The organism is Rhizobium sp. 22-785-1, assembly GCF_053521965.1.
Genome location: NZ_JBNWDI010000008.1, coordinates 125,061 through 143,690, shown reverse-complemented (window position 1 = coordinate 143,690; position 18,630 = coordinate 125,061). Strand labels below are relative to the sequence as shown.

Below are 18,630 nucleotides of genomic sequence, written 5' to 3'. Positions count from 1 at the left end.
TTGCAGCCTGTGCTGCTTTCTATCAAATAGCCCCCAACGCAACAAGCGAAGGAAAAGCATCATGCGAGCCATCGGTTTTAACAGCTGCAAACCCGTCACTGAAACAGACGCCCTAGTGGATTTCGAACTGCCTGCGCCAGAGGCCAAGGGGCGCGACATTCTGGTTGAAGTGAAGGCCGTTTCCGTCAATCCGGTAGACACGAAGGTTCGGCGCAACCAATCGCCGGAAAACGGCCAGACCCGCATTCTCGGCTTCGATGCCGCTGGCATCGTCAAGGCCGTTGGCGACAAGGTGAGCCTGTTCAAACCGGGCGATGAGGTGTTTTACGCGGGCGCTATCAATCGTCCTGGCACCAACAGTGAATTCCACCTCGTGGATGAGCGAATCGTCGGCACGAAGCCAAGCAGCCTGAGCTTCGAGGAGGCTGCGGCACTGCCGCTCACCGCGATCACCGCCTATGAGGCACTGTTTGACCGCCTAAAGGTAAAGGACAAGGTTCCGGGCGGCAGCGATGCTATCGTCATCATTGGCGGTGCCGGCGGCGTTGGCTCTATCGCGATCCAGCTCGCCCGACATTTGACGGACCTGACCGTCATCGCCACAGCGTCCAGAGCAGAGACGAAAGAATGGGTTCGGCAACTCGGCGCACACCATGTGCTGGACCATAGCAAACCCCTCGCTTCTCAGGTCGAAGCGCTCGGTATTGGCGCGCCTTCCTTCGTCTTCTCCACAACTCATAGCGATGTTCACCGCGCCGATAGCGTAGAGCTGATCGCGCCACAGGGACGCTACTGCCTGATCGACGACCCGGAAGACGGCTTCGATATCATGCCGTTCAAGCGCAAGGCCATTTCGGTTCACTGGGAGATGATGTTTACCCGCCCGGTTTTCGAGACTGTGGACATTCTGGAGCAGCACAACCTGCTGAACCATGTCTCCGACCTAATTGACCAGGGAAAGATCAAGACGACGCTGACAGACGTGTGCGGCAAGATCAACGCCGCAAACCTGATCAAGGCCCACGCTTTGATTGAAAGCGGCACCGCCAAGGGGAAGATCGTGCTCTCTGGCTTCTGAGCAGGCGCGCATCGTTCGCGCCTTTGTCCGATGTTTGCGACCTAACTAATGCCTTAGAGCGCTTCCTTCTCAGACGGAGTGCTCTAAGGCCTAAACTCAATCGCGGGCTAGCTCTAAGTTAGTCGTCTTCCGGGTCAGACGGGCAAGGCCAGGTGGCTGGCTTGGTCAGCCCCTGCGGAAGCTTCGTCTTGTCGTCACCACAGGCGATATCGATCTGTTTCTGCTCTAGCCCAGTGGCTGCGGAAAGATCCAGTCCTTCAATATGCGCCAGCAGCAGAAACGAGTCGGAGAAATCGATTGAGCCGGTAAACTTGGCTCCCTCGAAACTGGCCCGAGAAAGATTGGCCTTGGTGAACTTGGTACCTGTCAGCACCGCACCATTAAAATCTGCGCGTCCAAGTTCTGCTTTGCTGAAATCGGCATTATCGAGCTTGGCATTTTCGAAGTCGGCACGCTGCATTTCGGCGCTATTAAATTTGGCATTGGTGGCGTTCACGTCACTGAAATCGCTCCGGTAGGCCTCAACCTTCACGAGATTTGCCCCTTCAAGTTCAGAGGATGCCAGCGAACTGCGGATCAACTTGGCTTTTTCCAAATTAGCCTTCTTGAAGGACGAGCCTCGTAGATCTGTGTAGGTGAAATCCGTTCCGTGAAGGTCTGCACCATCGAGAATACTGCCGCCAAGCATGAGAAGGCGTTTGTTGCACTCGCTCCAATCTATGCTCGCTGCTGCATCAGCCCGGCAACTCGCCGCCATCGCAGGCTGGCTACCAAGAGAGGCAGCGCAAGCCACAAAAGCAGCAGCCACCGAAATGATGTTTCTCCGCAGCGCGAAAACCAAAGTGGCGCTTTTCGTCATGTACTCACTCCCAACCCCCGCCGGGGGCCATATCAACCCGATTGTCGCTTAGGGTCTAAGCCCGATCAGAACAGGTCTAGTACTAGTAGATGATCCTGCCCGTAGCTGCAAATGTCTCAATCGATCAGGACGATCGATGTTATAATCTCAAAGACTGACGGTTGTTCAAAAATGATGGCTTGATGCATTTCAAATCGCGCATCACAGATGCAAACGCATCGCGACCCGGCGCTCTGGATCGAGACCGGAATCGACTTGCGCCTTTAGTCTTTTCAGCAGGAATGCCGGCGTTTCCACCGCCGAAAGAATCCGAAACCCAAGCTTTTCGTAGAAGGGGGCATTGAAGGGCGCATAGCGATCTGTGGTCAGAACCGCCTCGGAGCACCCAAACCCACCTGCGCGCTCAAGCAAAGCGAGCATCAAAGCCTTGCCGATGCCCTTGCCCTGTGCCTCACGTTCCACGTCGATTTCGACGATGTGGAGCGTACTTTCTTCCATCAAACCAAGCGCAAATCCGACAGTCCGGCCACCCTCCTCGGCAACCAGAAGCAAATTCTCCTCCAAGCTCTGCTGAAGAAGATGGACTGGCGCGCAGGATGGCTCCTGCGATACGTCGCAAGCCTGCGCCCAGGTGACGAAGGCATCCAGTTCGATGTCGGCAAGACGGTCGAACTCCTCTTGTCGACCATCCCGAATTATAACCATGAAGAGGTGCTCCTAGAACACGGTCCGCTCGGATATCTCGCCAACAACTGTTCAGGCGGCCCGCGCCAATACTTACATATTGGCGTAGACCGGCCCTTCGCCGAACATCTTCGCTAACGGCGGTCCGGGCGGGCCGCGCCAATACTTACATATTGGCGTAGACCGGCCCTTCGCCGCCTTGTGGCGGAACCCAGTTAATATTCTGGTTGGGATCCTTGATGTCGCAGGTCTTGCAGTGGACGCAGTTCTGCGCGTTGATGACGAAAGTCGGCTCGCCGTCCTTCTCCACCCACTCATAGACTCCGGCGGGACAGTAACGCGTCGACGGTCCGGCATAGACGTCATGCTCGGAACGCTTCTGCAATTCCATGTCCTTCACCTGAAGATGGACCGGCTGATCCTCTTCATGATTGGTGGATGACAGATAGACCGATGACAAACGATCGAAAGTCAGCACGCCATCCGGCTTTGGATAGGCAATCGGCGTGTGCTTTGCCGCCGGTTCCAGGCTCTCAGCATCCGTCTTGCCATGCTTCAGTGTGCCGAAGATGGAGAAGCCGAAGAGCTGGTTGGTCCACATATCCAGGCCGCCGAGGCCAACGCCGATCGCTGTGCCGAACTTCGACCAGAGCGGCTTTACATTGCGTACCCGCTTCAGGTCCTTGCCTATATCGGTGCTGCGCCATTCGTTCTCGATCTCGATCACTTCATCATTGGCGCGACCTGCTTCGAGTGCCGCCGCAATCTTATCTGCCGCCAGTATGCCCGACAGAACGGCGTTGTGACTGCCCTTGATGCGCGGAACGTTGACAAGGCCGGCCGAGCATCCGATCAGAGCACCACCTGGGAATGTCAGCTTCGGCACCGATTGATAGCCACCTTCGGTAATGGCGCGCGCGCCATACGAGAGACGCTTTCCACCTTCGAAGGTGGGCGCAATGGCTGGGTGCGTCTTGAAGCGCTGGAATTCTTCGAAAGGATAGAGATAGGGATTCTTATAGTTCAGGTGAACGACGAAACCGACGGCCACCATATTGTCCTCCAGATGATAGAGGAACGAGCCACCGCCCGTTTTCATTCCCAGCGGCCAGCCGAAGGAGTGTTGCACAAGGCCTTGGCGGTGGTTTTCAGGCTTGACCTGCCAGAGTTCCTTAATTCCGATGCCGAATTTCTGAAAGTCGCTGTTCTTCGACAGGTCGAATTTCCTGATGAGTTGCTTGGCAAGCGAGCCGCGTACGCCTTCGCCGATCAGCACATATTTGCCCATCAGCGCCATACCGCGGGTGAAGTTAGGCCCCGGCTCTCCATTTCGCTCGATCCCCATATCGCCGGTTGCGACACCGATCACTGCGCCTTCGTCGTTATAGAGGACTTCGGTTGCAGCAAAGCCCGGGTAGATTTCAACGCCAAGCGCCTCTGCCTTCTCCGCCAGCCAGCGACAGACGAGACCAAGCGAGACGATATAGTTGCCGTGATTGTTCATCAGCGGCGGCATCAGGAAGTTCGGCAGGCGAATCGAGCCGGCAGGTCCCAGGAACAGAAACTGGTCGTCCTTGACTTCGGTCTTGAAGGGATGCCCCTCTTCTTCGCGCCAGCCGGGCAATAGACGGTCGATACCAATGGGATCGACAACTGCGCCGGAGAGGATATGCGCACCCACTTCCGAGCCCTTTTCCAGCACCACAACGGACAGATCCGGATTGACCTGTTTCAGCCGAATAGCTGCAGAGAGGCCAGCAGGTCCCGCGCCGACGATAACGACGTCGAACTCCATCGATTCACGTTCCGGCAATTCCATTTCTTCCGTCATAAGATCCTCGTCAGTTCGCCGGTCCCGTCCGGCTTTTCGTTATCCTGCCCTACACCATCACGCAGCCAAAGACGTGTGAAAAAACGTCGTCGCAACAAGCAGTTCGCGTCATCTGTCTTGGCAAAGGACAAGCGTTTTGTCGAGACCAATAGCAAGGAAGCGCGGTCGCATCCATCAAATTGTCTGACAACCTGATGACCATCGTTTACTTTTACGTGAACGTAACACGAAGAATAGGAGTGCTTAATGAGATGGTCAAGAGAAGAAGGTGGGCTCAGTAGTTGCTTTAAGCATAGCATCTACAGAAAGCGGATCGCGCTGATTGCGAAGCTGCGTTGGAGGCATCCAACAATCGAAGACAATTTGCTGACCGGAACGCTTGGCAGTTCCAGGAGAGACTATTAAACCTGTTCCCGTGAATGGCATGACAAAACGGCAGTAGAGATAATGGACGTACCGACGCTTACGACGCAGCGCTTTACTATGCGGGGCTTGATTGAAAGCGATGCAAAAGCTTTGTTCCCAACTTTTTCAAGTGCCGACCAGTGCCGATTTATGTCTCAGCCTCACTTTGAAGATATCGCGACATTTTCCGATTGGCTGAACGATAAAGAGTGGCCCGGACAAACCTGGATCGCCATTGACCGCGTGACCGAGGAGGTTGCAGGTCGCTACATCGCTTTTCCTGGTCGCGACGACGCCGTTCTCGAGCTTGGATATATCACAGCCACTGAGCGGCAGAGACAAGGAGTGGCGCGCGAATGTATGACCGCGCTCATCGCCCATATCTTTACCATGGGCCGATATCGCAAACTTTACATGGAGATCGACGCCGAAAACCGCTCCTCCATTGCTCTGGCGGAAAGTTTGGGCTTCCTACGCGAGGCGTACCTTCGCCAGCACGAAACAACCCATAACGGCGTCTGCGATCTGCTTGTCTATGGTCTACTCATCCGCGAGTGGCGCCAGCGGCAGGGAGAAGCAAGCTAGAGCGTTCCCCGCTCAAATTTCCAGAAGCGTCGATGGGCTTAGCCCGGTTAAAGCCTGTCGAACACGGAACCTGCCCCTGGTGAAAAGAGGCGCTCATAGGTCCTGATGAGATAGCCATCCGTCATTCCGGCAACGAAATCGCAGATGACACGCAAATCCCCGCCAGATTTGTCATAGAGGGGGAAGACATCGTCTGGCAGCAGCCGTTCGGGATCGGACTGGAGCGCTTCAAACACTGCAACAACCATTCCCTGGCCTTTGAACTCCATATGCTGAACACGCGGGCTTTTGATCACGTGTTTGCGCACCACATCCTGAAAGGCTTTCAGCAGTCGAACACGGTCCGCTCCAAGCTTCACACCGTGACGCAAGAGTGGCGTTTCGAACCGCTCGTCGTCCGCAAAGCGCGCATCCGTGATAAAATGGCCGACCAACATGCTGATGAACATTTTGCGGTCGCCGCTATGACCAAATAGCCCATCCACGATTTCGCGATAGACGTCGTTGCCGCGCTTATTCTTATGGTTCTTGTTGAGCATCGCAATGAAGCTCTCGCAATCCTCCGCCGTCACCTCCTTCTCGAAGGCATCCCTGGTGATGAGCTGCATGGCGACGGCATCTTCAAGATCGTGGACCCCGTAGGAGACGTCGTCTGCAACATCCATGATGGTGCAATCGAGCGATTTGAAGAGGGACTTTGCGTGCTTGCCATCTTCACGCGTCGCCGTCTGAAAGAGATCGCGGTCGGACTCCGGCAAAGGATCAAGGATCCAGTCCACCACATCCGTCTCGCAATCCATGTAGCATTTTGGCGGCTTGGAAGCCTGCGTGTCGATGATGCGAAGCGTCGAAGGTCCGTCGTGCAGTTTTGGCACTCGCCCGGGATGAGCAGCTTTCGAATAGGCGACTGGGTATTTTAGAATACCCAGCAACGTACGCCGCGTGAGGTTGGCGCCATGGGCTTTTGAAAATGTCTCAAGACGGCTGAGAATGCGTAAAGTCTGGCCGTTTCCTTCGAAGCCGGCTTTGGAGATGTCGGTCATGACGCCATTGCCGTTGCGCCCCGCTTCATTCGGATCTGCCGCAACGCGCATGCAGTAATTCAGCGCGACCTCGCCTCCATGCCCGAAGGGCGGATGGCCGAGATCGTGGGCGCTGCCGATCGCCTGGATGAGGCTATGCTCTGGCAATTCATCCGTTACCGGATGAAGAGGAAAGGACTTGCGCAGGTGCTTGACCAGACCCGCGGCGATCTGCGCCACCTCCAGCGAATGCGTCAGGCGGGTGCGGTAGAAATCGCTGTCGCCGAGATTGAGGATTTGCGTTTTGCTCTGGAGGCGTCGAAAGGAGGTGGAGTGAATGATCCGCCCATAATCGATGTCGCTTTCGCTGCGGGCGTCGTCGCTCTTGCGGTTTTCGACTTTTTGACGCTCGGTCCACACGTTCAAGCCCGCCTCTCCAAACACAAAATTCATCGGGGCTGTCTTACCGACGCGCAAGAGGCGGCGCAAGCAAACGCTGCCAATCTCAGCCGATGAACCCTTTTCAGGACTGGGCGCAGGGGCTACAAGCGGCAGCAATCGTCACGAGCATAAAGGACACCGTCATGGATTTGGGTATTTCCGGCAAGCGCGCATTGGTTCTGGCCTCATCTCGCGGCTTGGGTCTCGGCATCGCGACGGCGCTTGCGAACGAAGGCGTCAACGTGCTCATGGTCGGACGCAGCGGCGAAAAGCTGGGCGCCAATGCCAAGAGGATCAATGCGCTTGGCAAGGGCAAAGCCGACTGGGTCTGGGGCGATCTTGCCGAAGAAAACTTCGTGCCGTCGATGATTGAGGCGGTGAAGACGAAGCTCGGCGGCATCGATATCCTCGTCAACAACACCGGCGGGCCGACACCAGGGCTGGCACAAGATATCACGACGGACAAGCTCGACACCTTCTTTCAATCCATGGTGCTGCGCGTCGTCGCTCTCACCAACGCATTTCTTCCGCAGATGAAGGAACAAGGCTGGGGCCGAATACTGACGGTTGCCTCATCGGGCGTGTTCGAGCCCATTCCCAATCTGGCGCTGTCAAACACGCTTCGCGGTGCGCTCGTCGGCTTTAACAAGACGCTTTCCAGCGAAGTCGCAGGCTTTGGCATTACGGCCAACATGCTCCTACCCGGTCGCATTCACACCGATCGGATTGATGAACTGGATGGCGCCAATGCCAAACGTCTCGGTAAGAGCCTAGAAGAAGTACGCGAGGCTTCGGTAAAGAGCATCCCCGCTGGTAGGCTCGGCACCGTCGAAGAGTTCGCCGCCGCCGGAGCTTTTCTCTGCTCTGAACCCGCAAGCTATATTACGGGCACAATGCTACGTGTCGACGGCGGCGCAGCGAAATCGATCTGATTGCCTTCACCGGTGCTAGATTAGAGGCTTTAACTTGAAAGCCTTTCCGGCTTAGTATCCGGGAAGGCTTTGTTGGGGGAAGCATCATGCGGGCACTGCGAACAATCTTGACTATCTTGGGCGCTCTGATCGTGCTCATCGGCCTCGTGTGGATCGGACAGGGTAGCGGCTATTTCCCCTACCCTGCGTCCAGTTTCATGATCAATCAAGGCCCTTGGATACTGCGCGGCGCACTAACGGCAGCTGGCGGCTTCATTCTGATTGTCGCAGCACGCCGTCTGCTCCGCTGAGCGCTATTTTACCAGCTTTGGCAGGTCGGCGATAAGGGCATCCCGTGTGGCGAAGCTGATTGGCTCGTCGCTCTTCCAATCCTCGATATTCAGGCGTGCAAACACGACCTTCCGATCACCCCTCTGCGCCCATCCGACGAACCAGCCAAGCCATCGATCCCCATCATAGGTGTTGGCCTTGGTGCGCATGCGACCGGACCCTGTCTTCCCATGGACAGTCCAACCATCTGCGGCTGAAAACTGCGGTATGATCGCTTCCGTTCTGGCGATGGCCTCTTTCGAAACCGGCAATTGACCATTGACGAAGCGGCGAACGAAATTCGCTTGCTGATCGCCGGAGATCTTCAGCGACGACATGAGCCATGCTTCCGTCAGGCCATCTGTCTGGCCCGCTACGCCGCTGACATCGGCATTGCCGTAGTCGAAACGGCGAACATAGTCGGCAAACTTCGCCTTACCGAGCCTGCGCGTGATCTCCTGCGAGTACCAGACAATGGAGTCCCGCTCCCATATTGTCGGATCGACAGCTTTCTGCTCGCGCTGCGGCCTTTTCCATTCCTTCTTATAGGTCCAGCGCGGCGTTGTCGCATCCTTCAGGATACCGGAATCATATCCGATGACGGCAAGCGGCAGTTTGAAGCTGGATTGCGGTGCAAAACCTTCGTTGCACGTTCCATCCCGATGCAGAACCTGACCGCTTTTGGCATCGAGAATGACGGTGCAACGCAACCGTTCTGCCGCGATGGCCTCAATGGAGGACATCCCGGAAACTGCTGTTGCGAGAAGAAGAATCGATCTCAGCTTCTTTGTCGTGGTTGTTGGCATGGGCACTTAAGTCTCCTGTACTCGACCGCCCGCTTGAGCGGAACGAGCACCACTTAAGACCGTTTGCCGGCGTGGCACAAATAATGATATCTACCTCCTGACATGAATTAAACTTGGCCTCACTTACTATCATGGTTCGTCCTCACCTTCCGCTCAACGCTTTACGCGCCTTCGAGGCGGCGGCCCGCCACTTGAGCTTCACACGTGCCGCCATCGAACTTTGCGTCACGCAAACAGCCATTAGTCATCAGGTAAAACTGCTTGAAGAGCGACTTGGCACCGCGCTTTTCAGACGACTTCCGCGCGGACTGATGATCACCGACGAGGGCCTGGCCCTACTTCCGACGCTTCGCGATTCCTTCGATCGCATGGCCGATATTCTCGAACGCTTTGAGGACGGGCATCTACAGGAGGTGTTGACCGTAGGCGCCGTCGGAACCTTCGCAATCGGCTGGCTGCTGCCGCGTCTCAGCGTATTTCAGGAGCGTTACCCATTTATCGATCTCCGTCTCTCCACCAACAACAACCGGGTAGATATCGCTGCTGAGGGCCTGGACTACGCAATCCGCTTCGGCAATGGCGCCTGGCACGACACGGACGCGGAAGAACTTTTTTTCGCTCCGCTATCGGCACTTTGCATCCCGGCGATAGCGCGGCAACTCGCAAGCCCCCACGACATCGCGCATCAGACACTGCTTCGCTCCTACAGAACCGACGAATGGCCCGAATGGTTCGTCGAAGCCGGTGTCCCTATCCCCCGGATCAAAGGCATCGTGTTTGATTCCTCGGTTCCTATGGTCGAGGCTGCCCTTCAAGGTGCGGGCGTGGCACTTGCCCCGCCGCTGATGTTCCAGCGACACTTGTCATCAGGAACGCTCGTGCAGCCATTTCCGATGACCGTATCGAAGGGCTGCTACTGGCTCACACGGTTGAAGTCCCGTCCGGTCACCGATGCCATGGCCAGTTTCGCTGATTGGCTGAAAGACGAAGCCGCAGGAATGCCGTCGCCTCGTGTAAAAAACTGAGGCTTGCCTGCTTGCCATTCACAATTCGCTGTGCCATCACGCGCCCTCCTCAAAACAGGCAGGCGCGAATGCGCGCCTTTGATGGCCCGGATGCCCGCATTCCGGCACAGCTTTCTCGTCGACGTAAGGACATTTTGCCATGACACGGACACTCGGCCTCGATTTCGGCACGACCAATACAGTTATGGCGCTTTCCGACACAGGCACCACCAGCCACTCCATGCGCTTCACCTCAAGCGCTGGAACGACGGACAGCATGCGCACCGCCCTTTCCTTCATGAAGGACAAGGGACTTGGCGCTGCAGCGCTGCAAGTCGAAGCCGGTCAGGCAGCCATTCAGCAGTTTATCGATCATCCCGGCGAATGCCGTTTTCTGCAATCGATCAAGACATTTGCTGCCTCGTCGTTGTTTCAAGGCACGCTGGTCTATGCGAAGCGTCAAAGCTTTGAAGACCTGATGGAAGTGTTTCTACGCAAGCTCAAGACCTATGCAGGCGACGAGTGGAAGGACGATGCCTCCACCGTAATTGCCGGACGCCCCGTGCGCTTTGCCGGCTCCAATCCCGATGAAGCATTGGCGCTTGCCCGCTATAACGAAGCGCTGACGCGCGCCGGCTTTCCGCAAATTCATTATGTCTATGAGCCGGTAGCAGCGGCGTACTACTTCGCCCAGAGCCTGAAGAACGACGCGAACGTTCTGGTTGCCGACTTTGGCGGCGGCACCACCGACTACTCCTTGATCCGCTTCGAAAAACAGGCAGGGCAGCTTTCCGCAACCCCGATCGGCCATTCCGGCGTAGGCGTCGCTGGCGATCATTTCGACTTCCGGATGATCGACAACCTGGTTTCGCCGGAGATCGGCAAGGGCAGCAAGTTCAAAAGCTTCGACAAGGTTCTGGATGTTCCGTCGGGTTACTATGTCAATTTCGGGCGATGGAACCAGCTGTCCATCTTCAAGACATCGAGAGAGTTTGCCGATCTGAAATCTCTGCTGCGCTCCGCGCTGGAACCGGAAAAGCTGGAGCTTTTCGTCGAACTGGTGGAGCATGACGAGGGCTACCCCCTCTATCAGGCGATATCCTCCACCAAGATGGCGCTTTCCTCTCAGGAGGAAGCGGAGTTCAACTTCGCGCCGCTGGGTGCCGCCGGACGAAAGATGGTGAAGCGGTCCGATTTCGATCGATGGATCGTGGACGATCTCGCCAAGATCGAAGAGGCCCTGGACGAGGTGTTGACCAAGACGAACACTACACCTCAATCCATCGACAAGGTCTTCCTCACCGGTGGCACCTCGTTCGTTCCCGCCGTACGCCAGCTCTTCACGCGCCGGTTCGATGCAGACAAGATCGAAAGCGGCGGAGAACTTCTCTCCATCGCCCATGGTCTTGCCATGATCGGCGAGAGCGGTGACATCGAACGATGGGCCGCATGATAACCGGTCTCAAGCCCGCGACGGTTTTGCTGGTGCTGCGTTGGAACATCGGTTAGTTTGCCGGACATGATCTCGGCGCAAGACCTCTCCCCGGCAGAACTGGCTGCACTTTTGCATTTTCATGCGGATGCAGGGGTCGATTGGTTGCTGGAAGATGCGCCTTTGGACCGCTTTGCCGAGTTCGCGGCAAGCCGTCAGGCGCGTGCGCCGCAAAGCGGCGCGCAATCGCAACAACGCGAACCGCAGAATGCGCCGCCACAGCCACCCTCTCCGGCCAGACAGGGCTCTTCAGCGGCAACGCGCGCACCTGCGGCAGCGCCCTCCAGCCCCGTCACTGTGGCGCTTCCCGACGACCAGGCGATTGCTTCGGCACGCTTTGCCGCCGAGAGCGCGCGGTCGCTCGCCGAATTGAAGACCGCGCTCGAAAGCTTCAACGGTTGCAATCTTAAGAACAGTGCCCGCAACACGGTGTTTGCGGAAGGCGATCCCTCCTCCGGCATTATGGTTATCGGCCCGATGCCCGATGCCGACGACGACCGGGAAGGCCTTCCCTTTACCGGAAAGACAGGATTGCTTCTCGACCGTATGCTGGCAGCAATCGGGCTCGATCGCACAAAACTGATGCTCACCAATGTCGTCCCATGGCGCCCTCCGGGCAACCGCTCGCCTTCCGGTCCAGAAATGGAGATATGCCGTCCCTTCATCGAGCGGCAGATCGCGTTAGCAGAGCCGAAGACACTGTTGCTTCTCGGCAACTTCACCGCGCGTTTTTTCTTCGGCGGTTCCGGCACGATCCATACTCTACGTGGGCAGTGGCGAGATGTCGCAGTGGGTGCTGGAACAGCGAGCGCAATTGCAACGCTGCACCCGCAGGAGCTTTTGAACGCTCCCGCCAGCAAGTCCTTGGCCTGGCAGGATTTATTGGCATTTCAAGCACGTCTGCGCGATATGTGAATGCTTCCTTTTTGATCAATGTAAATGAAATGTGAAAATTGCCATGCAAATGACGCATAACAGCGGCGCATTTGCCCTGATTGCCGAATCTATGCCGCACTGCAATAAGCCAACTGTCTTGGGAGGAACAGGTTTAAGGAACCAAGGCAATGACTACTCGCTTCCGTCCGGTTCATTCCGGCTTTGAAACGCTCCGATTGGCCGGCCTCGGCCCACGCTCCACTCAGGGCTACCACCGCTTCGGCGTAACGAACGAACAGTTGACCGCTCGCGCCTCCACGCAGCAGGTTCGCACGACCCGCCCGTCTGCGGTGTTTGTAGACTTTCGTGAGCGCTAAGCGCCCTGCGTCCTGCTGGACGCACGTGGACGCGTTATATTTTTGAATCTGCTCATCGTGTTTTTCCGAGAATCGATTCCGATTTTCGGGCTGATCCTCCAGGGGTCAGTTTGGCACATACGCGCCCCGCAGGTTTAAATCTCAACAATGCTTATCAAGCGCCTTTCGTCCGAGAGGCGCTTTCGATTTTTAGAAGCGCTTCAGCCTTGGCGCAGAAACTGACAGCGTTTTTCAAAAAAAAGACGGTCGATCAACCCGCTGCGGAGCCTTTGCGCGTTCCAAACCAGGCACAACGCTCCTGGCTCTTGGCGCTCGCCGCGTCCTTATCTAGCGATATGCATCCGGTCCTCAAGCATTGATTTTGCGCTCTCGAACGCGTCCTCGACATGCTTGAACTTCCTTGCCTGCCAACGCGAATATTCCAGCAGATAATCGCGAGAAATCCACATGGCGCTACGCGGCGTGTCGTCGATCCAGCCGACGCTGCCCTGTTCCGCCGCTCTGTTAAGGAGCCGCTGCAAATGCGTTCGCGACATCATGAAGGTCGTGGCCATGGCGCGGACATCGACATAGCCGATGTCGACCTTGTCTCTTTCATCGCGCGTATCGCGGATCCGGATGATGAAATCGTCCATTACCAGTCCCCCGGCTTCGGTCCAGAGGAAAAGTCCCACTCGCGGCGTCGGCTCCACCCACTCCTTGTCAGCGAGGCACGCCCTTGCGGTTGCGGGGTGAGCAATCTCTATAAGTCCCGGATGCGCCATCAAAGTAGACGCGCGATGACCATTGTCCATACCATCGATAGCTGCAAGATTGGCCAGGTACCATCCGAAGATGCCTGTCTCGCTGATTTGCGTGGCACGGTAGCGCTTCGGCCTCACCGCTGGGACGCGATGAACCTTCTCGATATAGCGATAGAGTTCAAGTTGATCGAGATAGTTCTGAACGGTGTTGCGGCTGGCCACTCCAAGCGGCGTGACCATTTCGCGCAATTGCGCAACCGTAAAGCCGTTGTCACCGTATTCGGCGTTCAGGGCCATCGCTGCCTGCGTCAAAAGCCATTTTTGATGGGCCGACAGTAGCCGCGCCAAACGCGGATTTTGGTTGAATTTCCCGCGCAGGACCGCAGCCAGATTTTGTATTGCGGACAAAAGAGCAGGATGAGCGGCGAACTCTTCATGGGAGTAGCTCACGACGATGCCCCCCTCACGGGAGACCTCAAAAACGTTGTGCGGCTGCGCACACAAAAACGTCTCACGACGCCCCGGTCCTGCTCACCGCTTCGCAGACGAACCCGTTCTGGCCTGACGTTCCCACTCAAGATGCACCACCCAACACCACAACCCAAATCTGCATATATCACATTACTCGCGTGATATACATGATTTTATTAAAATTCACAGGTGTTTAGTCATAGATGCAGTGCATCAAACCGTAGGGCTTGAGGCTTTGCGGGCGGCCTTGCGTTGAAGACCGAGCTGATGCTCCCGAAAGATGATGAATATGCCGGCGGAAATAACGATACTGGTTCCAACGAGCATCGTGAACGTCGGCACATCGCCAAAAAGAATATAGGACACGCCGATGCCAAGCAGGATCGAGCTATACTCGAACGGCGCAATGGTCGACACTTCAGCATGGCGGTAGCTTTCCGTCAGCAAAATCTGCGCGACGCCGCCGGCTATGCCCGCCGACACTAGTAGAACGGCCTGCTGCATATCCAACCACTCCCAGCCGAAAGGCATGCTGAAGGCTGAAATGAGCGTGCCGGTCAGCGAGAAGTAAAGCACGATCGTTGGCGTGCGCTCAGTCACGACCAGTTGGCGCACCTGCACCATCGCCAATCCACCAAGCACTGCACCGAACAGAACCGCAAGCGCGCCGATGCTTTCGCCTGCCTCCAGACCGCCATTCTGCAGCAGAGTCATCTTGGGCCACAGGATAATGACAACGCCCATCATGCCGACGACAACCGCCGACCAGCGATAGATACGCACCGTTTCGCCGAGCATCAAGGCGGCAAAAACCACCGACATAAGCGGCGAGGCATAACCGATTGCGATAAATTCCGGCAGCGGCAGCAATGTCAGTCCGTAAAAACCGCACATCATCGACAAAATGCCGAGGAAACCGCGCTTGAAGTGGCCGAACAGGTTGCTCGTGTGGAAAGCACGCGTGAGGCTGCGAAGCCATGCCAGATAGAGAATGATGGGAAGGATCGCGAAAGCAGAGCGGAAGAAGGTGATCTGCCCCGCAGGAACGACTGGTCCTGCGGCCTTGATGCAGGTCTGCATGACGAGGAAGAACGCGACGGAGGTGAGTTTGAGAACAATACCCCGGACGGGATTGTACGTGTCTGCACTCATGGGAAATTGCGATCGGGATTTGCAGACCAGATGCCCGCAGGATTGGATTTTGACCCGAGCGCACGAGCACAGCAGATCGACTTTCATGTTCATTAGATCACGCTGGACAACAGAGGTAAACCGATTTGACTGGGCGATCTGCCCTCATCGATCCAGTGGAGGCTGAGATGAATGCTGAAGCGAGGCTGATTTTCGAGATATTCGCTTCCTGCATGGTCACAGCTTCAGTAATCGTTCAACATTTCATGAAATCATGCCTCGATATGAAATGCCCAGATGCGAGTTTAAGCTTCTGTCTGGCAGTATTTCAGGGATGTTTGTCCCCCGCCTCTCCATGATGGTGAAGCGCATCGGCAAGTTTACTTTCACCCATCATGTCCGCATGATGGACAGGCAGCGGCAGACGCAAGGTTCATTCGGGAATAGTTATGCGAACAGATACGGGTCAGATTGTTCAGTTGGCGGATTATCGCCCAACGGATTTCGTGCTTGAACGGGTTGACCTCACATTCGAACTGGACCCCCAAAATACCAAGGTGGAAGCGCGGCTGATTTTCCACCGGCGTGAGGGCGCTGACAAGGCCGCACCGCTGGTGCTGGATGGCGACGAGCTTACGCTTTCCAGCCTACTTCTCGACCAGATCGAGATGCCTACGGAGCAATATGACGCCACACCGGAAAAGCTCACCATTCGCGATCTGCCGGAGGAGGCTCCCTTCGAGATTTGCGTTACCAATTACATCAACCCGGAGAGCAACACTCAGTTGATGGGCCTCTATCGCACCAATGGCGTCTATTGTACCCAGTGCGAGGCCGAGGGTTTCCGACGCATCACCTATTTCCCAGACCGTCCGGACGTGCTGGCCCCTTACACCATCACCATCATTGCTGCGAAGGAAGGCAATACCTTTCTTCTGTCGAACGGCAATTTCCTCGGTGGCGGCAACTACGACGAAGGGCGCCATTTCGCCGCTTGGTTCGATCCGCATCCGAAACCAAGCTACCTCTTTGCGCTTGTGGCGGGCGATCTCGGTGTGGTCGAAGACAGCTTCACCACCATGTCGGGCCGCGAGGTCGCGCTGAAGATCTATGTCGAGCATGGCAAGGAGCCGCGTGCGGCTTATGCCATGGACGCGCTGAAGCGCTCTATGAAATGGGACGAAGAGCGTTTCGGTCGGGAATACGACCTCGACATCTTCATGATCGTCGCCGTGTCGGATTTCAACATGGGCGCCATGGAGAACAAGGGGCTCAACGTCTTCAATGACAAATACGTTTTGGCCGATCCGGAAACCGCGACCGATGCCGATTATTCCAATATCGAGCGCATCATCGCGCATGAATATTTCCATAACTGGACCGGCAACCGCATTACCTGCCGCGACTGGTTTCAGCTTTGCCTGAAAGAAGGCTTTACCGTCTACCGTGATCAGGAATTTTCTTCCGACATGCGCTCGCGCGCCGTCAAGCGCATTGCCGATGTACGCCACCTGAAGTCTGAGCAGTTTCCCGAAGATGGTGGCCCGCTGGCACATCCGCCACGTCCGGACAGATACCGGGAAATCAACAACTTCTATACGACGACCGTATATGAGAAGGGTGCCGAAATCACCGGCATGATCGCAACGATCCTGGGTGAAGAAGGCTTCCGCAAGGGAACGGATCTCTATTTCGAGCGTCATGACGGCGATGCCGCGACGGTCGAGGATTTCGTAAAGTGCTTCGAGGATGCCTCCGGACGTGATCTGACGCAGTTTTTCCTGTGGTATGTGCAGGCTGGCACGCCACTTGTCAGCGCCTCCACCTCCTATGATACGGCCACAGCCACATTCACACTTTCGCTCGAGCAGACAGTTGCGCCGACACCTGGCCAAAACCTGAAGAAACCGCTGCACATTCCGCTTTCGACCGCCCTCATTCTGGACAACGGCCAGATCGCCACACCGGCAAAGGTAGAGGGCGGCGAATTCAGGGACGGCATTTTGCACCTGACCGAGCGCAGCCAGAGCTTCACATTCTCCGGCATTTCATCGCGCCCGGTCCTGTCATTGAACCGGGGCTTTTCGGCGCCGATCAACCTGCATCTGGAACAATCGTCCGACGACCTGATACAGATTGCCCGTCACGAAACCGATCTCTTCTCCCGCTGGCAGGCACTGACTGCTCTTGCGCTGCCGAACCTGATTGCGGCAACGCAGGCGGTGCGAGCGGGCAACGAAGTGAGCGTCGATCCGGCCTTCATTTCCACACTGATCGAGATCGCAGGCAACGATGAATTCGAGCCGGCCTTCCGCGCCCAGGCCCTCGCCTTGCCAAGCGAGGCGGATGTGGCGCGCGAGATGGGCAAGGACAATGATCCCGACGCCATTCATAAAGCGCGCAACGGTATCATGCGTGCAGTCGCAAAAGCCGGCATCGAGACCTTCAAGAGCCTCTTCTCGACCTATGAGGAGAAAGGCGAGTACTCGCCAGATGCAGAAAGTGCCGGTCGCAGGTCGCTGCGCAATATCGCCATGAGCTATTTGTCCTATGCGGAAGAGACGCCCGACCGCGCCGCGCAGACCTTTGTCAATGCTTCCAATATGACTGACATGGCGCATTCGCTCAGCGTTCTGACACAGCGTTTCCCGGACTCGGCAGAAGCATCCGATGCGCTGGCAGCATTCGAAACACGCTTTGCCGACAATGCCCTGGTGATGGACAAATGGTTCGCGCTTCAGGCGGCGATTCCGGGTGACGGCGCATTGGCCCGGATTACCTCGCTGATGGCGTCAACGCATTTCATCGCCACCAATCCAAACCGGGTTCGTTCTCTCATCGGCACCTTCGCCTTTGGCAATCCTACGGGCTTCAACCGAGCAGATGGCAAGGCCTATGATTTCCTGGCGGAGCAGATTGTTGCCATCGACAAGCGCAATCCACAACTGGCTGCGCGCATCCTCACCTCAATGCGCTCTTGGCGATCGCTGGAGGCAGTGCGCGCCGATCATGCACGTGAGGCTCTCTCCAAGATCGAACGTAGCGCTGGTTTATCGACTGACGTGCGTGACATCGTCGAACGCATGCTGAAGGGCTAAGGTCGTATCATCATCCACGAGAAAAGGCCGGGCTTCCGGCCTTTTCTTGTTTCAGATCAACAACAAGAAGGCCTTCTCCTCGTAATTTCGCCTCATCGACAGGCACGAGGAGAGTGACCATGACCATCAGCCCGGCATTCCAGAGCTTTGCCAAGGAAGCACCACAGCAATACGCAGCCTGGCTTCAGGCCGTTACCGAACTCGGCAAGGCTTCAGCGCTTGATGCCAAAACCCAGAGCCTGGTCTATATCGGCATCCTGGCCGCCATGCGTTTGGAAGGCGGTCTCGCCTTTCACGTTCAGGAGGCCAAAGCGCATGGCGCCTCGCGAAATGAGATCATCGGCGCTGCTGGCGGGAGTGCCCGCGGTCGGAAACTGCGCCACGCAGGCGCTTCCGCCAGCGCTTCAATCCTTCGATAACGACTGACGTAAGGGTAGCCAAAAGACCCTCTTTGAAGCTTCGAAAAAAAGCGCGAGTCGGTTCAAG

General features: G+C 56.5%; 17 protein-coding genes. 10 read left to right on the top strand and 7 right to left on the bottom strand.

Annotation, left to right across the window (positions count from 1 at the left end; all coding sequences use genetic code 11):
- Positions 1–61 precede the first annotated feature (61 nt).
- Complete coding sequence (locus ACQZ5M_RS16725; RefSeq protein ID WP_296017953.1) at positions 62–1,078, top strand: zinc-binding alcohol dehydrogenase family protein; 1,017 nt, start codon at positions 62–64, stop codon at positions 1,076–1,078.
- Positions 1,079–1,196: 118 nt separating this feature from the next.
- Here the strand turns inward: ACQZ5M_RS16725 and ACQZ5M_RS16720 are convergent, their stop codons facing one another.
- The 3 genes from ACQZ5M_RS16720 to ACQZ5M_RS16710 all read right to left on the bottom strand — a co-directional run bounded on the left by ACQZ5M_RS16720 (position 1,197) and on the right by ACQZ5M_RS16710 (position 4,452).
- On the bottom strand, positions 1,197–1,937 hold the full coding sequence (locus tag ACQZ5M_RS16720; protein ID WP_296017955.1) for a pentapeptide repeat-containing protein: 741 nt from the start codon (positions 1,935–1,937) through the stop codon (positions 1,197–1,199).
- 201 nt (positions 1,938–2,138) lie between these two features.
- A complete protein-coding gene (locus ACQZ5M_RS16715) occupies positions 2,139–2,642 on the bottom strand; it encodes a GNAT family N-acetyltransferase (RefSeq protein ID WP_296017957.1) in 504 nt (167 codons plus the stop codon).
- 145 nt (positions 2,643–2,787) lie between these two features.
- On the bottom strand, positions 2,788–4,452 hold the full coding sequence (locus ACQZ5M_RS16710) for an electron transfer flavoprotein-ubiquinone oxidoreductase (protein ID WP_296017959.1): 1,665 nt from the start codon (positions 4,450–4,452) through the stop codon (positions 2,788–2,790).
- A gap of 447 nt (positions 4,453–4,899) precedes the next feature.
- On the opposite strand from ACQZ5M_RS16710, the gene ACQZ5M_RS16705 reads away from it, so the two are divergent.
- Positions 4,900–5,442 (top strand): GNAT family N-acetyltransferase, encoded by a 543-nt coding sequence (locus ACQZ5M_RS16705; RefSeq protein ID WP_296017961.1) that lies wholly within the window; start codon positions 4,900–4,902, stop codon positions 5,440–5,442.
- Positions 5,443–5,489: 47 nt separating this feature from the next.
- On the opposite strand, the gene ACQZ5M_RS16700 is transcribed toward ACQZ5M_RS16705, so the two are convergent.
- Positions 5,490–6,884, bottom strand: coding sequence for an anti-phage deoxyguanosine triphosphatase (locus tag ACQZ5M_RS16700; RefSeq protein ID WP_449080351.1), 1,395 nt, complete (start codon positions 6,882–6,884; stop codon positions 5,490–5,492).
- 164 nt (positions 6,885–7,048) lie between these two features.
- Between ACQZ5M_RS16700 and ACQZ5M_RS16695 the strand changes: the two genes are divergently transcribed.
- Positions 7,049–7,837, top strand: coding sequence for an SDR family oxidoreductase (locus ACQZ5M_RS16695; RefSeq protein ID WP_296017963.1), 789 nt, complete (start codon positions 7,049–7,051; stop codon positions 7,835–7,837).
- A gap of 86 nt (positions 7,838–7,923) precedes the next feature.
- Complete coding sequence (locus tag ACQZ5M_RS16690; protein ID WP_296077620.1) at positions 7,924–8,127, top strand: hypothetical protein; 204 nt, start codon at positions 7,924–7,926, stop codon at positions 8,125–8,127.
- Positions 8,128–8,130: 3 nt separating this feature from the next.
- Here ACQZ5M_RS16690 and blaOXA read toward each other — a convergent pair whose 3' ends face one another.
- A complete protein-coding gene (gene blaOXA / locus ACQZ5M_RS16685; protein WP_365999432.1) occupies positions 8,131–8,889 on the bottom strand; it encodes a class D beta-lactamase in 759 nt (252 codons plus the stop codon).
- A 194-nt stretch (positions 8,890–9,083) separates the two neighbouring features.
- On the opposite strand from blaOXA, the gene ACQZ5M_RS16680 reads away from it, so the two are divergent.
- The 4 genes from ACQZ5M_RS16680 to ACQZ5M_RS16665 all read left to right on the top strand — a co-directional run bounded on the left by ACQZ5M_RS16680 (position 9,084) and on the right by ACQZ5M_RS16665 (position 12,701).
- The gene (locus tag ACQZ5M_RS16680) at positions 9,084–9,977 is read left to right on the top strand and encodes a LysR family transcriptional regulator (RefSeq protein ID WP_296077692.1); all 894 of its coding nucleotides are present in this window, start codon (positions 9,084–9,086) and stop codon (positions 9,975–9,977) included.
- Between the two features lie 139 nt (positions 9,978–10,116).
- The gene (locus ACQZ5M_RS16675) at positions 10,117–11,409 is read left to right on the top strand and encodes an Hsp70 family protein (RefSeq protein ID WP_449080321.1); all 1,293 of its coding nucleotides are present in this window, start codon (positions 10,117–10,119) and stop codon (positions 11,407–11,409) included.
- A 66-nt stretch (positions 11,410–11,475) separates the two neighbouring features.
- Positions 11,476–12,363 (top strand): uracil-DNA glycosylase, encoded by an 888-nt coding sequence (locus ACQZ5M_RS16670; protein WP_296034667.1) that lies wholly within the window; start codon positions 11,476–11,478, stop codon positions 12,361–12,363.
- A gap of 149 nt (positions 12,364–12,512) precedes the next feature.
- On the top strand, positions 12,513–12,701 hold the full coding sequence (locus tag ACQZ5M_RS16665; protein WP_296017967.1) for a hypothetical protein: 189 nt from the start codon (positions 12,513–12,515) through the stop codon (positions 12,699–12,701).
- Positions 12,702–13,024: 323 nt separating this feature from the next.
- On the opposite strand, the gene ACQZ5M_RS16660 is transcribed toward ACQZ5M_RS16665, so the two are convergent.
- Together ACQZ5M_RS16660 and ACQZ5M_RS16655 are read right to left on the bottom strand one after the other, a co-directional pair.
- Positions 13,025–13,894 (bottom strand): hypothetical protein, encoded by an 870-nt coding sequence (locus ACQZ5M_RS16660; protein ID WP_296077624.1) that lies wholly within the window; start codon positions 13,892–13,894, stop codon positions 13,025–13,027.
- A gap of 234 nt (positions 13,895–14,128) precedes the next feature.
- Positions 14,129–15,067 carry a DMT family transporter gene (locus ACQZ5M_RS16655; RefSeq protein WP_449080320.1) on the bottom strand — a complete coding sequence of 313 codons (939 nt, stop codon included), beginning with the start codon at positions 15,065–15,067 and terminating at the stop codon, positions 14,129–14,131.
- A 428-nt stretch (positions 15,068–15,495) separates the two neighbouring features.
- Here ACQZ5M_RS16655 and pepN point away from each other — a divergent pair, with 428 nt between their 5' ends.
- A complete protein-coding gene (gene pepN / locus ACQZ5M_RS16650) occupies positions 15,496–18,144 on the top strand; it encodes an aminopeptidase N (protein ID WP_449080319.1) in 2,649 nt (882 codons plus the stop codon).
- Between the two features lie 119 nt (positions 18,145–18,263).
- A complete protein-coding gene (locus ACQZ5M_RS16645) occupies positions 18,264–18,563 on the top strand; it encodes a carboxymuconolactone decarboxylase family protein (protein WP_449080318.1) in 300 nt (99 codons plus the stop codon).
- Positions 18,564–18,630 lie beyond the last annotated feature (67 nt).

Coding starts and splice junctions, on each gene's coding strand:
- ACQZ5M_RS16705 (WP_296017961.1), top strand. CDS start 4,900: ATGGACGTACCGACGCTTACGACGCAGCGCTTTACTATGCGGGGCTTG.
- ACQZ5M_RS16655 (WP_449080320.1), bottom strand. CDS start 15,067: ATGAGTGCAGACACGTACAATCCCGTCCGGGGTATTGTTCTCAAACTC.
- ACQZ5M_RS16710 (WP_296017959.1), bottom strand. CDS start 4,452: ATGACGGAAGAAATGGAATTGCCGGAACGTGAATCGATGGAGTTCGAC.
- ACQZ5M_RS16695 (WP_296017963.1), top strand. CDS start 7,049: ATGGATTTGGGTATTTCCGGCAAGCGCGCATTGGTTCTGGCCTCATCT.
- ACQZ5M_RS16715 (WP_296017957.1), bottom strand. CDS start 2,642: ATGGTTATAATTCGGGATGGTCGACAAGAGGAGTTCGACCGTCTTGCC.
- ACQZ5M_RS16675 (WP_449080321.1), top strand. CDS start 10,117: ATGACACGGACACTCGGCCTCGATTTCGGCACGACCAATACAGTTATG.
- ACQZ5M_RS16720 (WP_296017955.1), bottom strand. CDS start 1,937: ATGACGAAAAGCGCCACTTTGGTTTTCGCGCTGCGGAGAAACATCATT.
- ACQZ5M_RS16665 (WP_296017967.1), top strand. CDS start 12,513: ATGACTACTCGCTTCCGTCCGGTTCATTCCGGCTTTGAAACGCTCCGA.
- ACQZ5M_RS16670 (WP_296034667.1), top strand. CDS start 11,476: ATGATCTCGGCGCAAGACCTCTCCCCGGCAGAACTGGCTGCACTTTTG.
- pepN (WP_449080319.1), top strand. CDS start 15,496: ATGCGAACAGATACGGGTCAGATTGTTCAGTTGGCGGATTATCGCCCA.
- ACQZ5M_RS16680 (WP_296077692.1), top strand. CDS start 9,084: ATGGTTCGTCCTCACCTTCCGCTCAACGCTTTACGCGCCTTCGAGGCG.
- ACQZ5M_RS16690 (WP_296077620.1), top strand. CDS start 7,924: ATGCGGGCACTGCGAACAATCTTGACTATCTTGGGCGCTCTGATCGTG.
- ACQZ5M_RS16725 (WP_296017953.1), top strand. CDS start 62: ATGCGAGCCATCGGTTTTAACAGCTGCAAACCCGTCACTGAAACAGAC.
- blaOXA (WP_365999432.1), bottom strand. CDS start 8,889: ATGTCCTCCATTGAGGCCATCGCGGCAGAACGGTTGCGTTGCACCGTC.
- ACQZ5M_RS16645 (WP_449080318.1), top strand. CDS start 18,264: ATGACCATCAGCCCGGCATTCCAGAGCTTTGCCAAGGAAGCACCACAG.